The sequence below is a fragment of the Thermoplasmatales archaeon genome (assembly GCA_014361245.1).
GTDB lineage: Archaea > Thermoplasmatota > E2 > UBA202 > JdFR-43 > JACIWB01.
Map to the genome: position 1 here is coordinate 1 of JACIWB010000033.1, position 15,405 is coordinate 15,405.

Here is a 15,405-nt window from a genome sequence, read left to right on the forward strand (position 1 = left end):
GTAAATGAAGTAGATTTTGAAATGGAAATTTATTCATATGCAATCGCAAGAATGATCGCTGTTGCTTTCGAAAATGATTATGTTTTGCGAAGATATGCTCTTGCTGAAGCAAAAGGGGCATATGAAAAAATGAGGGAAGAAAATGAGGAAACAATATTTGAAATTTTAAAAGAATTTAAAATAGAGCAGGCGGATGGAAAAATACATTTTTCAGATTACTTAAGATACGCTCCAACATGGGATGCAAAATGGAAGCTTGTTAATAGGGAATTAAGCAATGGTTATTTAAAGTTGAATAAGCATGAAATTGCAAGGATTTTGCAGGAAGCAATAAGTAAAAAAATTTATCATGAGCTATCCTATATGCTTGCTCCTCCTGAAGTAAAGAAAATTTTCGGTGATGAAATTAACTCGCTCAAAAATAAAATATCCTTCAAAAAAGAATTCAAGAAAGAGAAAAATATATCAGATTTTCCTCCCTGCATATCAAGCGTAATCTCTTCAATAAACTCTGGAAAAAATGTTCCTCATGTTGCAAGATTTACCCTTGTTGCATTTTTAAATGAAATTGGAATGGATGAAAAAGAAATACTTGCACTTTTCTCAAAATCTCCAGATTTCAATGAAGAAAAAGCTTTATATCAGATACATCATATAACAGGAAAAATATCAAGTACAGTTTATGTTGCCCCCAAATGCTCTACCATAAGGACATGGGGCTTCTGCTTTCCAGATGAAAAATGCAGGGGGGTATTTCATCCATTTATGTATTACAGGAGGAAAAAATGAATTTTTTGAAAAGAAAATTTTTCTCATATTATTTGCACCCGAAAATAATTTTTCCAAATAGAATTGATAGGAGGGAATATGCCTTCATTCCTTTTGACGGGGAAATGCGCCGCCACCTCGCATTTGCATCGAAAGAAAAAATCCTTGAATATTTGAAAAATGAAGTTCCAGCCCATGCTTACTATTCCTCTGCTTACTATTTGCATCCTTCAGCGGAAAGAATGGATGAGAAAAAATGGATGGGTGCAGACCTTATTTTTGATTTAGATGCAGACCATCTTCCAAATGCAAGTCAGATGAGCTATGAGCAATCTCTGGAAGAAGTAAAAAAAGAAGCAAGTAAGCTTTTATCTTTTCTTACAGATGATTTTGGTTTCTCTGAAAATGAAATAGAAATTTATTTCAGTGGTAGCAGGGGATACCATTTTCATGTAAAAAATAGCAGAATTTTATCTCTTGGCAGTCAGGAAAGAAGGGAAATTGTTGATTATGTTACTGGAAGAGGCTTAATAATTGAAAATGTTTTAAAGGAGAGGATTATTCCAAAAGGAAAATTTCAGGATAAAACAATTGAAATTGATATAAAGCCAGGATGGAAAAAAAGATTTGCTCATGCATTAGTAAATTTTTTTAAAGAGATAAAGGCAAAAGAGAAAGAAGAGGCAATAAATGCATTAATTGAAATAGGGAAAAGCAGAAAGGTTGCGGAAGAGCTATATGATTTACTCACTGATGAAAGAATTAAAAGGATAGAAGAAGGAAAAATTGACCAGGCAACATCATTTAAAAAAATAATCAAACCCCTAATGGAAAAAATATTTATTTCATTGCAAAGCGGGGCGGATGAGCCAGTTACTTCTGATATAAAAAGGTTAATACGCCTTCCTGGCTCCCTTCATGGGAAGAGCGGGCTCATGGTTGCGAAAGTTAGTTCAATAGATGATTTCAATCCGCTATGCGATGCGGTTGTTTTTGGAAGCGAGGAAATAGAAGTAAATGTTGTTAAGCCTTTAAGTATAAGAATGATGGAAAATAGCTTTGAGCTTAAGGAAGGGAAGGAAAAACTGCCAGAATATCTTGCTGTTTTTTTAATTGCAAGAGGATTTGCAACTATTTAATTTTCTTCATTTTTTCTCTTGCATAAATAGCTCCAGCTATGACAACTATTACCATAAATATCAATACATAGATTCCATATTTCCCTTCAAATATTTCATTTGGGTACCCCTTTGCTCCAAATAGGAAGTGTCCATCGATATTTTCGCCTTCGAAACTCTGTGGCTTTTCCCATTTGTATTGTGGAGACCATACCTTCAATTTTGGATCTCCAAAATAGCACAAATTCTCCTTTATATCCCACCACCACTGCTTTGTTAAATATCCTATTCCAGTATGAAGTATGCTATCTGAAAATGCCTCACCAACTGTTTTTCCAAGAGCGATATCTCTTGAAAACATTTCAACAGCAAAAGCAGAATACCAGGATGTTTCCCATGGGTCAATAACCTGAAATACAGAGCCATGCCTGACGAGGGTTAAATGCAGGTAAGTATTTGAAATCAGGCAGGAGCCAGCGTTAAAGCCACATGAATGAATATTTTTAAGAGCATTATCAATATCATATCCAGTATAATCAGTCGTTCTCAATCTTCCAAAAATAACAGTTATAATATTTCCATCATAACCCGCTTTTCTGCCAAAAAATGTATTTTTTAATATTGGCGTATCGCTTATTTTTGCAGGAACAATATCAATTCCAAAGAGCTTACTCTGGCTTAAAACATCAGGCTCCTCAGTTGAGCCATCCAAGTAGCCAGGTAAATAAATTTCATATCCCCTCCATGGATTTTCCTCTATTGTTGGCAGGGATATATTTATTCCAGCAAAGCCAGGCATTCCATAAGGATTCCAGAAAGAGATTGCGCCGCCGTCTCCGTGCCATCCATGTGTGCATTCGAGCCACATTATTACTCCGCGATTAAGATTTTCCATTGTTGCCGAGAAATTTGTTGTATATGCAACGCTATATCCTGCTTTTTCTAAATAAAATGGAACAACCTCACTTTCGGTTAAATCTGGCCAGTATGAGCCATATTTTCCATACTTTGCAAGAACATCATTATCTATTGGGTGGTTGGATGGTTCATAATACGGGGTTATTCCGCTTGCACAAGTGTATGTAAATCCCCAGAATTGGCTTGCTCTCTCATTGAAGCGATGAGCATATGTAATCCATGAATTTAAAACAGGATAAACAAATTTTTCTTCTTGGCTTGGCTTTATTATTTCAAGCAATCCATTTGCTTTTCTCCTGCTCTCACTTCCATTTATCAGCATGATTCCATCGCTGTTTAAAGCAGGATTTGCAAATATAACCGCTGGATAAAAGGCACTTCTGCATATCCAATAACTTGCATCAACAGGTGAGCCAAATATTCTTCCAGGATAAGCAGCTCCAACAAATGCCCTGTCCCATGGTGTTCCTATATCAAATTGATCCGCAACAGTTAGCATATATTCTATCTTTCCTGGCTTATCAAATCCAATTTTGCCAAAGAAATCATATGCCTGCTTTGCTGTTAAATACATTGCAGCAACATTTGGCTCCTCATCCCTTATAGCATGCTTCTTCCACCATTCATTATGCCATACAACCGCCATTGAGAGCTCTTCATGCATATCAGTAATTAATAGAGGGCATCCATGGTGCGCCGCCGCATAGCTTGCTGGTCCTATGAAAAGAGCACCTTGCATCTCTCCGCTTGGCTTCAATTCATCTGTTGCCATATATGTCCATGGGTCAAGAGTGGAAATCACTATATCATCTGATTTTGTTCTATTTTTTATCTCGTTATAAATACTTTCCAAGTTGTTGAATTCCTGAATGCTTGCAAACCTGAGGCTTGTTTTTATTCCAGCAATCTCGTTAGCAGTATTTATAAGATATATATTTTTTGCACCGAGCTTTTTAATCGCATCTAAAACGCATGAAGGCAATTCATTTGCTTTTGTATACAGCAATGGAGCATTTAATAGCGAGGCAAGTATTGCTCCTTCTGCAGCGTTAGCCATATAGCTTGCTGTATCTTTACTCATTTTGTTTTCCCATGAATATTTTAGTGTATAGCTTATTTCCTTATCTGTTTCGTTCATCTGCACAATAATTGCCTTATATTTTCCTTCTCCAAGCTGGTCTACTTTTAAGGTTTGTTTTGTATCATTTGAAGAAGAATATGCAATTGGCACATTATTTTCATCAACTATTATCAATCCAAGCCTTGTATTTCCACTCAGCTCAAAAGTTATGTTTCTTGCCATGAAGGGCGCTTCAATCAATTCAACTTCGCAGCCAGGATAAAGAACAATTTCAACATAATAAGGAACCTTTCCAGTAATTGTTGCAACCAATCTCTGGAAAAATGTTCCATATGCATCTCTTAAAATTTTCTTTGTTGGTATATCTGTTATTGCTGCCTTCCACATCCCGCTTGAATATATATATGTAGAGGTCTCCTCATAGGGCCCCCACATAACATTCCAGGTTTCAGAAGCAGCCACCTCCATGAGCTCGCCTTCATAATTGCAATACAACTGCAAATCGGGGTCAGCAGAAGGAAGTGTCACTCCTCCCTGAAGCAACCCCAGCGTGGCAATCGCCATAAAATTCGGCAGCCAGCTGGCGCAGGGCCACCAAAGGTTTGCCTCCAAATACTTATATCCTTCTGGAACATAAAAGCTATTATATTGAGGGGCAAGGCTATCCTGCTTTATCCCTTCAACAGTTATTTCTTTTATTTCTTTTGGTGAGAATTTTCCGCTTATCTGCTCACTTGTTTTATTGCTTTCATATACATATTCTCCAACTATTGCAAGAACCACATCATTGCTGTAACTCCATTCATGAAGCGCTATTTTGCTTGATATATCATATATATCATCGCTATTTATATGGGATACATTTTCTCCCTTCCATGGCTCCTGTTCAACATTTATATAACTAATATCATCCAATTTTCCGCAGTATTTTATCCAGTCCTCCATGAAATAGTCCAGTCCTTGTCTGGCATTGAGATATTTTTCCTTGTCATAATCCTGATAGAACAGCAATGGATATGAATAAATTTTATCTGTTTCTTTATCATAAAAAACACTCGCTGGTATGGAAGCAAGATATGCAAAATCATCTAAAAAGTTTTTCTCATCAAATTTAACAAAAGTTGCTTTTTTAATCGGAACAACCTTATTCCAACTTATTCCATCAAAACCTGCATATATGCTTTTTTCTTGGGCAAAAACCGGCATTACAACCATTATAGAGATTATAACAGGAACGATTGCATGTTTCATGAAGATAAATGAATAATTAATATATAAGGATTTTACTTACAATTATGCTCACCTATGAAAAGTTAAGAAATATAGATGAAATGGAAAGAAATACCTCATCATTAACAAAAGTTGATATGGATTTTTATTCTCAGGCAATTAGCTACATGGAAGAAATAGAAAGTAGAATAGAAAAAGAAAAGGAAAGTCCTTCCCATAAAATAATGATTTTATCTGATGAGTTAAGAAATACAAAAAGATTGCTGCAGAGCATATTTGAAAGAAGGGAAAGGAAAATCATAAGTTTTGCCCTTCATTCCGCAAGAACTGGAAAGGAAATGCCTGAGAATATGACAAATGAAGAAAAAATTTTTTATGAAGAACTTTTAAATGTTATAAATGCTTATAGAAAAAAAATTTTTGAGAGAAAGAAGGATTTTGCCATTTTAAGGATAAAAAAAGAAATTCCTCAATTTGTTGGAAATGATATGAAAAAATATTTGCTGAATAAGGAAGATGTTGTATGTTTGCCATATAATTTGGCAAAATTAATAATTGAGAGGGATGCTGGAGAAGAAATCAATGCAAATTTTTGATTTCTTCAAGAATTTTTGAAATAATTTCGCTGCATTTGCCCCGCAACACATAATCTGCTAAATGAGTTATTTCAGTGTCTTCAACATTTATTTCAACAATCTTTGCCCCATTTCTTTTTGCAATAACTGGGATATAGGCAGCGGGATAAACAGAACAGCTTGTTCCAATTACAAGAATTAAATCGCATTTTTCAGCAAGTTCAAAAGATTTTTCTATTGCATCTTTAGGAATTTCCTCACCGAACATTATCATATCTGGCTTCACCAGCCCGCCGCACCCGCAAATTCTCATTTCCTCTTCCATATCAAATTTTCTTCCGCATTTAATGCATTTCAATCTTGAAAAATTTCCATGGAATTCAATAATATTTTTGCTTCCCGCTTTTGCGTGCAGGTTATCAACATTCTGGGTTATTATCGCCTTTACTATCCCTTTCTTCTCCATATCGGCAAGTGCAATATGTGCAATATTTGGTTCTGCATTTTTAAATCCATCTATCATTTCTTCAAAAAATTTCCATATCTTTGATGGATTTTTAACAAAACTTTCTATTGTTCCATATTCATTTATATCATATTTACTCCATATCCCATTTTTCCCTCTGAAATCTGGTATTCCTGATTCAGTTGATATTCCAGCTCCTGTAAGGGCTATGCAGAATTTCGAATTTTTGATTTCTTTTGCAACTTCTTTCATGTGCCTTCCTTCCATCCCGCCATATATTTTTTCTGCTCTTCTGTGAGCCTGTCTATCTTTATTCCCATTGTTTTAAGCTTTCTTCTTGCCACTTCACGGTCAATTTCTTCTGTGAGCCTATAAACCTTATTCTCCAGTTTTCCCTTATTTTCAACAAGCCATTTAACAGCCATTGCCTGATTTGCAAAAGACATATCCATAACTTCTGGAGGATGCCCCTCAGCTCCTGCAAGATTTACAAGCCTTCCCTCGGCAAGAAGGTAAATTTTTTTTCCATTTTTAAGATGATATGCAACTAAATTTTCCCTTATTTCCTCCTTTTTAACTTTTTCTTCTTCAAGCCATTCAACATCTATCTCATTGTCAAAATGCCCGGAATTTGCAAGAATTGCCCCGTCCTTCATTTTTTTAATCTCATGTCCCCCAATCACATGCTTATTTCCAGTTACAGTTACAAATATGTCGCCTATTTTAGCAGCCTCTCCCATCTGCATAACCTCAAATCCATCCATAACTGCTTCGAGCGCCTTAATTTCATCCACCTCGCAAACAATAACTCTTGCCCCCATCCCTCGCGCGCGCATCGCCAGCCCGCGCCCGCACCACCCATAGCCAGCAACAACAAATTTTTTGCCCGCAAGCAGGAGGGAGGTTGTTCTTAAAATTCCATCTATTGTGCTCTGTCCAGTTCCATATCTATTGTCAAATAAATATTTTGTAAATGATTCATTTACTGCAACAACTGGATAAGAAAGAACACCCTCTTTTTCCATAGCAATTTGTCTCTTAACTCCTGTTGTTGTCTCCTCTGTCCCTCCTATAATATTCTTAATAAACTCTCTTTTTTTTGTATGTATTGTTGTTATTAAGTCGCCACCATCATCCATTGTTATGTTTGGTTCAATTTCAAGTGCTTTTTCTATGCACCAGTAATATTTGCTGTGATTTCCACGCCATGCAAAAACATTTATTCCATTTTTTGCAAGATATGCTGCTATTGCATCATTTGTTGATAGCGGGTTGGAGCCACATAGCGAGATTTTCGCCCCTCCTTCCTGCAATGTTTTTATAAGCACCGCTGTTTCCTTTGTAACATGCAGACAAGCTGAAATTTTTATTCCTTTTAATGGCTTTTCTTCTCTAAAATCTTCATTTATGCTCTTTAAAACAGGCATATTCTGCTGAGCCCATTTAAAAATCCTCTCTCCTTCTTTCGCTAAATTTATATCTTTTACCTTATATTTCATGAAAATAAAGATTTCTTGATTTATAACTTTATTGTTAGCATTTCCTTTCTGTGATACAATTGATTAATGTAAATTATGTTAATTTCATTCACTATCCATTTAACAGCAACTAATCATCTGCTATTGCCTTATTTGGTTTCCTTCCTTCTTCTTATCTGAAATGATAGAGCTCTGCCTGTATCTCATTTTTTCGATTTCCTCATCCCATTTCTCCAAGAAAATATAAGAATTATGGTTTATGCCACAAAACAGTTCCTACAACATATTCATTTGACTCTCCAAACCATGGAATTTCATGTTCATCTATAGGAACTATTATTTCTCTATCTTTCCTTATTTCTTGCATGCTCTTTTTTTCCTAATCTAATATAAAAGGTATCAGCATCTGGCATACTATTTTCTGGATATCTATTTCTAATTGAAAGATAGATAAGAGAAGCCAGCAATTCCTCATCTTTGTAAGATGAGTTATATCTTGAATGAAAATCTATTTAACTTCCTTAATGATTTATTATTGGTCCTGGAGCAAGGCATCCCATCCCTCATTAAGATGAGATATTGCTCCAGGACTTTAATTTTTTCTAAAAATTTCACTTTCGGAAATACTGCATTTTCCAAAAATAATAAATATTGAAAAATCTTTAACAAAAGGGATAAAAATGGGAACAAAAGGTAAAGAAATTGTTAAGGATTTGAAAAAAATAGTGAATGAGCTTAAGAAAGCTCTTGCTGATGAATGGCTTGCCTACTATCAATACTGGGCAGGCGCAAAAGTTGTGGAGGGAGCGATGAGGGAAATTATCTCGGCGGAGCTGGAAGAGCATGCTAAAGATGAGCTAAAGCATGCTGAAATGATAACAGGCAGGTTACTCCAGCTTGGTGAGAAGCCAATTTTGAGCCCGAAGGAATGGTATTCTCTTACAAACTGTGGATATGAAATTCCTTCCCCGAATGGGGAGAAAATAATTAAGCAGAATATAAAAGGAGAGCAGTGTGCAATAGATGTTTATAATAAATTACTCAAAATTACTGAGGGCAGGGATGTAATTACATATCAAATGATTCTTGAAATTCTAAAAGATGAAGTAGAGCATGAGGATGATTTGGAAATTTTACTTCAAGATATGAAAAGCATGAAGTAAATGTTACTAAAAAATACAAAATCTCTTTGCCCCGTATGCAAAAAAATAATTGATGCAGAGATATATGAAAAAAATGGAAAAGTAATGATCAGGAAGGAATGCAGTGAGCATGGAAAATTTGAAGATATTTACTGGAGCGATGCAAAGCTTTTTGAGAAAGCAGATAAATATTGGCCCGTTGAGCAAAAATTAAAAAATCCTCTTTACCCGGTAGTAGATGGCTGTCCTTTTGATTGCGGTCTTTGCGATGAGCACCGCACGCCTACAATTCTTGCAAACATTGATATAACCAACAGATGCAATTTGAGATGTCCAATATGCTTTGCAAATGCAAACTCAGCTGGCTATGTTTATGAAATCACATACAAGCAGGCGGTGGCGATGTTGCGCCTGCTGATGGAAAATGAGCCAAAGCCATATGCTGTGCAGTTCTCTGGGGGAGAGCCAACAATTCATCCCCAATTTCTTGATATGGTAAAATATGCAAGGAAGCTTGGATTTGTTCAAATTCAGGTTGCAACAAATGGGGTTAAGCTTGCTGAGGAGCCAGATTTTGCCCAGAAAATGCTCGATGCGGGCTTGCATACAGTATATTTACAGTTTGATGGGATTGATGAAAGAGTGTATGAAGCTGCAAGGGGGAGAAAACTTTTTGAAGTTAAAAAGAGAGCAATTGAAGCATGCAGAAATACGAAACCAACGCCGCTTAGCACTGTTCTTGTTCCAACAATTGTAAAGGGTGTTAATGATGATCAGATAATAAAAATAATAAATTTTGCAATAGAAAATATAGATGTTGTTCGCGGCATAAATTTTCAACCTGTTTCCTTTACTGGAAGAATAGATGAAAAAGAAAGAGAAAGGCAACGCTTCACTATACCGGATTTAATAAAAAGAATTGAGGAAGATACAGATGGAAAAATAACAAGAGAAGCATGGTATAGTGTGTCGTGCGTGTTGCCTCTTTTTGATATAGCAAATGCACTGGATAGGAAGGAGAGGGCAAAATTTACAATTCATCCTCACTGCGGGGCTGCAACATATATTTTTGTAAGAGGAAATGAAATAATACCGATAAATAAATTTGTTGATGTTGATGGCTTTCTTGAAGAAGCAAGGAAAATTGCAGAAGATTTTAAAAAATCAAGGTTTGCAAAATTGAAGCTTATAAAGGCAATGAAATTGACTAAATATATAGATGAAAAAGAATTGCCGGAGGGGATGAATTTGAAGGATGTTATTAAAGAGATTCTTGGAAAAAGGGATAAGAAAAGCCTGGCAAAGTTTCACTGGAAGAGCCTCTATATAGGGGCAATGCATTTTCAGGATTTATATAACTATGATATTGAGCGAGTCATAAGATGTGGAATTCATTATGTTACTCCTGATGGAAGGATAATACCTTTCTGCGCATATAATAGTGGCCCCACTTATCGTGAGGAAGTTGAAAAAAGATTTTCTACGCCCTTAAGGGAAAAGCATGCCAAAAGTAAATGATAAATGCATTCATTGTGCTGGATGTGTTGGAACATGTCCCGTAAATGCAATAACATTGAATGAATTCATTATAGAGATAAATGATAAATGCATTGAATGTGGAGTTTGCATAAAATTTTGTCCTGTTGGGGCGATGGAAAAATGAAAGTTGATTGCCTTGTTGTTGGTGCAGGCCCGGCGGGGAGCGTCGCCGCAAAGGAAATGGCAAGGCGTGGCTTCAAAACACTTCTTGTTGAAAAAAAACAGGAAATAGGAATTTTCAAGAGATGCGCTGAAGGAGTAACAAAGCATGGGCTTGAGAAACTTGGAATAAAAGTTAATGAGAAAAGCATTGCAAACAGGATTAGAGGTGCAATTCTTTATTCTCCAAGCGGGAAATATGTTGTGATGGAAGGAAATGATATGGAAGGATACATTCTTGAAAGAAAAATTTTTGAAAAATATCTTGCGAGCGAGGCAATAAAAAATGGAGCAATGTGTATGGTAAAGGCACAAGTTATGGAGATGAAAAGAGAGCATGGGCTATGGAAGGCAGGGATAAGAACAATAGATGGAGAAATTGAAGTTATTGCAAAAATTGTTATAGGGGCTGATGGAGTTGAAAGCAAGGTTGGAAGATGGGCAGGGCTTAATTCAATAAATAAGCTCACCGACTATCATTCCTGCTTCCAGTATGAAATGGCAAATGTAAAGGTTGATGAAAAATATATTCATCTCTTTTTTGGCAATGATGTTGCTCCATGTGGTTATGCATGGATATTCCCGAAAGAATTTTCTGCAAATGTTGGACTTGGAATTCTTGAAAAGAAGGCAAAAATGAAAGCCATTGATTATCTAAAAAAATTCATTGGCGAGCATAAAGATATATTTGAAAAAGCTCATCCAGTTGAAATGAACGCAGGGGGCGTGCCCGTTGCCCATTTTACAGACATGGTATCAGATGGAGTGATGCTTGTTGGCGACGCCGCCCAGCTTGTAAATCCAATACATGGCGGGGGCATAGTAAGGGCTATACATTCTTCAATAATTGCCAGCGAGGTTGCAGAAAAGGCATTCAATAGGAATGATTTGAGCAAGGAAATGCTGAAGGAATATGAAAAAAGATGGGATGAAGAATATGGGGAGAAAACGGAGAAACTTATGAAACTAAGATATTTTCTTGAAAAGCTTGAAGATAAGGATTTTGAAACTCTTGCAGATATTTTGCAAGGTGAAGATATTTTCCAGCTAACCCAGGCAAAAATGAGCTTCTTCCTTAAAAAATTGGTTAAGAAGCCTTCCTTACTTTTGCTTGCAAAGAAGTATCTAATGTAGTTCTGAAAATAAAAATATTTTTACCAAAAATTTCAAGATAATTGCCTATTTTTATTATATTTAAAAAATAGAATGGCATGGTTACAATAAGATTTTCACTCCATTCACTTTCTTCATATAAATCTCTTGCCTTAACTTTTATTATATAGCTTCCAACTTTTTCCCATTCGTGGGTTGCATTTATAACTTCACCTTGCTTAAAAGGGCCGAGCCATTCCTTACTTCCATCCCCCCAATCAAAAAGATAGAAGAGGCAATCATTATCCATATCTGTAGAGAATGTTGAATAAATATATTTTACATTTATTTTTCCTTCGATACTTCCAGATGGTTTAGTAGGAGGGGAAGGAGGATTGTTTTCATATCCAATATCGTGCAAATTCTTCCAGTTTTGCCAGATTTCCTTTGGCTCACCATTATTTTTTCTTAGCCCGATCAATTCATTTGCGTTTTTCTCCTTTCCTTCTTCTGCCAAATCATGAAGGAAAAGCCAGCATATCATATTAACTGGTATGTCTTCTATAGCTGACAAAAACCAGGATAAAAATTCCGCTTGCTTTATTTCATTGCCTTCAATAATTGAAGAACTGCTCCATCCTATTTCAGTAAATGCTACTTTCTTTTCTCCAGTATGCTTTATTATTTCATCATAATAATTTAACGGAATATCATAAGGAGAGGTATATCCCATTAAATAAGGATAGGTTGTGAATGCTATTAAATCAATTTTATTTTTATCAAATTTATCTATTAAGAACCATGTATTTTTGTCAATAAGGTTTTCTATTTTAAATACAACCATTACTTTTGTATGTGGTGAGACACTTTTTATCGCATCATATGATTCCTCAACAAGCGAAACATAATTATCAAAATCTGGACGATTTGGCTCGTAGTTATAGAATAAATCCACTTCATTTCCTATGCTATAAAATGCTGGTTTGTAATTTTTGCTTATATTTATTAAATGATTTATCCATTTCTGGCGAAATTCATTGCTTCCTAATGTTGTATTTGCTGGCATATCTGGAGGCACATCAAGTGTGGGGGCTATTCCATATCCTTCAACATATTTCAAGCTCCAGAAATTTGTGTGGAAAACTGGAGTTAGTTTTTCTTCATAAATTAAATCAATCAACGCTTTTGTTGAAAAAGAATTTAATTTTTCCTCCTCTTCCCACCAGGAAACAGAAAGCCATAAATTTACAAGCTCGCAAACATCTGAAGTAATATTATATGCTTCTTCCAGGTCATCGATTGTAAAATTTGGATAATTTTTAGGAGTAGCAACAATTCCCATCAAAAAGTTTCTTTTATCGAAGGTTAAACTGTTAGTATTGGAAACAAGCAAAAAGGCGAGCAATAAAATAACAACAAATTTATTCATAAATATAATTCTTACCTTATATATAAAACATGCTACTTTTACAACCAAATTTGAAAAATTATTTATATTGCAAAATATTCTGATATCCTAAAAATTTGGTGAATATAATGAAAAAAATACTAATTTTGGTTTTTGCTGTGGTGTTGTGTAACCTATTTGCGCCAATATCGCTGGCAAACCCAGATGATGATTTTGACCTGCTTATAATAACACCAGAAATATTTGAAAATGAGATTGAACCATTAAAAGAGTTTAAAGATGCAACTGGTAGGCAAACAGTCATCGTCACCCTCGAAGATATATATAGTAACTATGCAGGTGCTGATGAAGCAGAGCAAATAAAAAAATGTATAGCTGATTATGAGGCAAACCATAATATCAGTTATGTTTTACTTGTGGGTGATGTAGATATAATCCCAATGAGATATTTTTATCTGAAGAGAATGAATGCCACACATGTAAATTGGCTGCAATACTATTTGACAGACCACTATTATGCTGATTTATATAATGATACTGGAGACTTTTGTAGCTGGAACAGCAATGGAAATGAAATTTTTGGTGAAATTATAGATGATGACGATGATGGAGATTATGACAATGTTGATGGAATTAATTATTCATTTGATGTAGTTGTTGGGAGAATACCAGCAAGCAGTGAAGAGGAGGTGGAGCGATATGTAAATAAAACTATCCGCTATGAAAAGGAGGTTTATTATAATGATTCTTGGTTCAAAAACATATTGCTTGTCACTGGCACAGGTGGGTGGATATATCCCAATGCTAATAGCACATGGGATGAAACACAAAATGATCAGATTGCAACTACTATGAGCACTGCTGGCTTTACACCAATTAAACTCTATCATTCTAATCCTTCAAATAGCTCTTATTATCCAAATCCAAATAATATAAATTTTTACCTTAATGCGGGGGCGGGATTTATGAATGTTATAAGTCATGGTAATGAATATAGCTGGGGAGTGTATGATGTGAGAACAGATATGTCTGGATTGTCCAATGAGGATAAACTCACAGTTGTTTACAGTTTTGGCTGTAGCACAGCAAAAGTGGGGCCGATTGCTGCGGCTGATCCTTACATTGATGTAAATGGGACATATAGAGATTATGGAACTACCTATGATGCGAGCTATTATCCTTGCCCTATAGCCAACTGGACGGAGCCAGCAACTCCAAGCCCTCTTCAAAATGCAACAACTGATATTAGCTGTATGCCCGAATACTGGGATTTTTCTTCAGATAATGGAGCTGTGGCCTTTGTAGGTTCTACGGCTGAAGCGAGCGGTGTCATGGGTTCTCCTGTTATGCAATACTTTTTCCAATCATTTGCAAATGATGGATATCGTGTTCTGGGAGATGTTTGGAAATCAGTGAGCGATAAGGTAATCAACGGCAGCCATAATATTGATAGTAATTGGGACCATGCAAGGAGATGGCTTTACATCAACCTATTTGGCGACCCTACTCTTTTTTTGGGTGGGTTGCCTGATAAACCCCCGCAAACAACGCTTTCCATTGGCTCACCAAATATCACTATCGGAAGTGATATGTATGTCAGCGGGGAAACACAGATGACACTCTCTTCAACAGATGATAGCGGAGTTAATGCTACTTACTATCGTTATTATCCTGAAGGGCAATCCCCGCCGAGCTTTTCTTTATATACAACACCATTCACTCTTAGTGGAATAGATGGAAGATACAACATTGAATATTATAGCGTAGATGATGGCGGGAATAGTGATTACCCGCTGAATATTCAACAGGTAATACTCGATAGCACCCCACCTGAGATAAACAAAACAATAGGTTCTCCCCAATATGTAGATTTTGCAGGAAAATTTATAACCTTTAGCACGCAAGTATGGGTGAATGCAACTGATAATGGCACCAGCTCTGTAAATTTAACAGTATATATATACAATGCGACAAATGGATTAATAATACACAACTACACAACAGAAGTTTCTGGAGTATGGGCTCACATTGGCCCATTCTGTATAGAGGAAGAATGTGAGCACTGGATTAACATAACAGCAATAGATGATTTAGGAAATACTGCTTATCATAATCAAACAGTATATGTTGATAATAGCCCACCAGTTGCTGATGTTGATGAAATTATTCCATATTGCCAGATTGTAAATGAAACAAATCCACTTACTATAACAGCAACAGCCAATGATTTACCAGATTGTGCTGTTGGTATAGCAAACATTACTCTATATTACAGATTTTCAAGATATAACTCAACATTTGGCGAATGGATAAGCTTGGGAACATTAAACAGCGAGCCATGGCAATGGAGCTTTACTGCTCCAGATGGCTCTGGCTATTATCAATTCTATACAGTCGCCTATGATTTTCTTGGTCATCATGAGCCATTGCC

Annotated in this window: 12 protein-coding genes; 8 read left to right on the top strand and 4 right to left on the bottom strand. The window is 35.8% G+C overall.

What is annotated here, in order from left to right; genetic code table 11:
- Nucleotides 1-789, top strand: a 789-nt coding sequence (locus H5T45_05740) for a hypothetical protein (protein ID MBC7129214.1), incomplete at its 5' end; no start/stop codon positions are given.
- Nucleotides 786-1,907, top strand: a complete 1,122-nt coding sequence (priS, locus tag H5T45_05745; protein MBC7129215.1) for a DNA primase catalytic subunit PriS — start codon at nt 786-788, stop codon at nt 1,905-1,907. The genes H5T45_05740 and priS, both read left to right, overlap by 4 nt.
- Here the strand turns inward: priS and H5T45_05750 are convergent.
- Nucleotides 1,900-5,136, bottom strand: a complete 3,237-nt coding sequence (locus H5T45_05750) for a hypothetical protein (GenBank protein MBC7129216.1) — start codon at nt 5,134-5,136, stop codon at nt 1,900-1,902. The genes priS and H5T45_05750 overlap by 8 nt on opposite strands.
- Before the next feature lie 44 nt (nt 5,137-5,180).
- On the opposite strand from H5T45_05750, the gene H5T45_05755 reads away from it, so the two are divergent.
- Complete coding sequence (locus H5T45_05755; protein ID MBC7129217.1) at nt 5,181-5,711, top strand: DNA replication complex GINS family protein; 531 nt, start codon at nt 5,181-5,183, stop codon at nt 5,709-5,711.
- Here the strand turns inward: H5T45_05755 and H5T45_05760 are convergent.
- Together H5T45_05760 and H5T45_05765 are read right to left on the bottom strand one after the other, a co-directional pair.
- Nucleotides 5,695-6,408: an NAD-dependent deacylase gene (locus tag H5T45_05760; protein MBC7129218.1), complete on the bottom strand. Its 714-nt coding sequence runs from the start codon at nt 6,406-6,408 to the stop codon at nt 5,695-5,697. The two genes, H5T45_05755 and H5T45_05760, sit on opposite strands and share 17 nt — an antisense overlap.
- Nucleotides 6,405-7,655 carry an adenosylhomocysteinase gene (locus H5T45_05765; GenBank protein MBC7129219.1) on the bottom strand — a complete coding sequence of 417 codons (1,251 nt, stop codon included), beginning with the start codon at nt 7,653-7,655 and terminating at the stop codon, nt 6,405-6,407. Before H5T45_05765 ends, H5T45_05760 begins: the two co-directional genes overlap by 4 nt.
- A gap of 659 nt (nt 7,656-8,314) precedes the next feature.
- Between H5T45_05765 and H5T45_05770 the strand changes: the two genes are divergently transcribed.
- The 4 genes from H5T45_05770 to H5T45_05785 are packed head-to-tail and all read left to right on the top strand — an operon-like array spanning nt 8,315 to nt 11,608.
- Nucleotides 8,315-8,797, top strand: coding sequence for a ferritin (locus H5T45_05770; GenBank protein MBC7129220.1), 483 nt, complete (start codon nt 8,315-8,317; stop codon nt 8,795-8,797).
- Entirely contained in the window at nt 8,798-10,294 is a 1,497-nt protein-coding gene (locus H5T45_05775; protein ID MBC7129221.1) for a radical SAM protein, read from the top strand.
- Nucleotides 10,278-10,439, top strand: a complete 162-nt coding sequence (locus H5T45_05780; protein MBC7129222.1) for a 4Fe-4S binding protein — start codon at nt 10,278-10,280, stop codon at nt 10,437-10,439. The genes H5T45_05775 and H5T45_05780 overlap by 17 nt, the downstream gene beginning before the upstream one ends.
- Complete coding sequence (locus tag H5T45_05785; GenBank protein ID MBC7129223.1) at nt 10,436-11,608, top strand: NAD(P)/FAD-dependent oxidoreductase; 1,173 nt, start codon at nt 10,436-10,438, stop codon at nt 11,606-11,608. The genes H5T45_05780 and H5T45_05785 overlap by 4 nt, the downstream gene beginning before the upstream one ends.
- Here H5T45_05785 and H5T45_05790 read toward each other — a convergent pair.
- Nucleotides 11,562-12,995 carry a glycosyl hydrolase 53 family protein gene (locus H5T45_05790; protein ID MBC7129224.1) on the bottom strand — a complete coding sequence of 478 codons (1,434 nt, stop codon included), beginning with the start codon at nt 12,993-12,995 and terminating at the stop codon, nt 11,562-11,564. The genes H5T45_05785 and H5T45_05790 overlap by 47 nt on opposite strands.
- Nucleotides 12,996-13,102: 107 nt before the next feature.
- On the opposite strand from H5T45_05790, the gene H5T45_05795 reads away from it, so the two are divergent.
- Nucleotides 13,103-15,405, top strand: a 2,303-nt coding sequence (locus tag H5T45_05795) for a hypothetical protein (protein MBC7129225.1), incomplete at its 3' end; no start/stop codon positions are given.

What these genes read in the sequence shown, in the direction of transcription:
- H5T45_05765 (MBC7129219.1), bottom strand. Translation starts at nt 7,655, where the DNA reads ATGAAATATAAGGTAAAAGATATAAATTTAGCGAAAGAAGGAGAGAGG.
- priS (MBC7129215.1), top strand. Translation starts at nt 786, where the DNA reads ATGAATTTTTTGAAAAGAAAATTTTTCTCATATTATTTGCACCCGAAA.
- H5T45_05780 (MBC7129222.1), top strand. Translation starts at nt 10,278, where the DNA reads ATGCCAAAAGTAAATGATAAATGCATTCATTGTGCTGGATGTGTTGGA.
- H5T45_05790 (MBC7129224.1), bottom strand. Translation starts at nt 12,995, where the DNA reads ATGAATAAATTTGTTGTTATTTTATTGCTCGCCTTTTTGCTTGTTTCC.
- H5T45_05750 (MBC7129216.1), bottom strand. Translation starts at nt 5,136, where the DNA reads ATGAAACATGCAATCGTTCCTGTTATAATCTCTATAATGGTTGTAATG.
- H5T45_05755 (MBC7129217.1), top strand. Translation starts at nt 5,181, where the DNA reads ATGCTCACCTATGAAAAGTTAAGAAATATAGATGAAATGGAAAGAAAT.
- H5T45_05770 (MBC7129220.1), top strand. Translation starts at nt 8,315, where the DNA reads ATGGGAACAAAAGGTAAAGAAATTGTTAAGGATTTGAAAAAAATAGTG.
- H5T45_05760 (MBC7129218.1), bottom strand. Translation starts at nt 6,408, where the DNA reads ATGAAAGAAGTTGCAAAAGAAATCAAAAATTCGAAATTCTGCATAGCC.
- H5T45_05785 (MBC7129223.1), top strand. Translation starts at nt 10,436, where the DNA reads ATGAAAGTTGATTGCCTTGTTGTTGGTGCAGGCCCGGCGGGGAGCGTC.
- H5T45_05775 (MBC7129221.1), top strand. Translation starts at nt 8,798, where the DNA reads ATGTTACTAAAAAATACAAAATCTCTTTGCCCCGTATGCAAAAAAATA.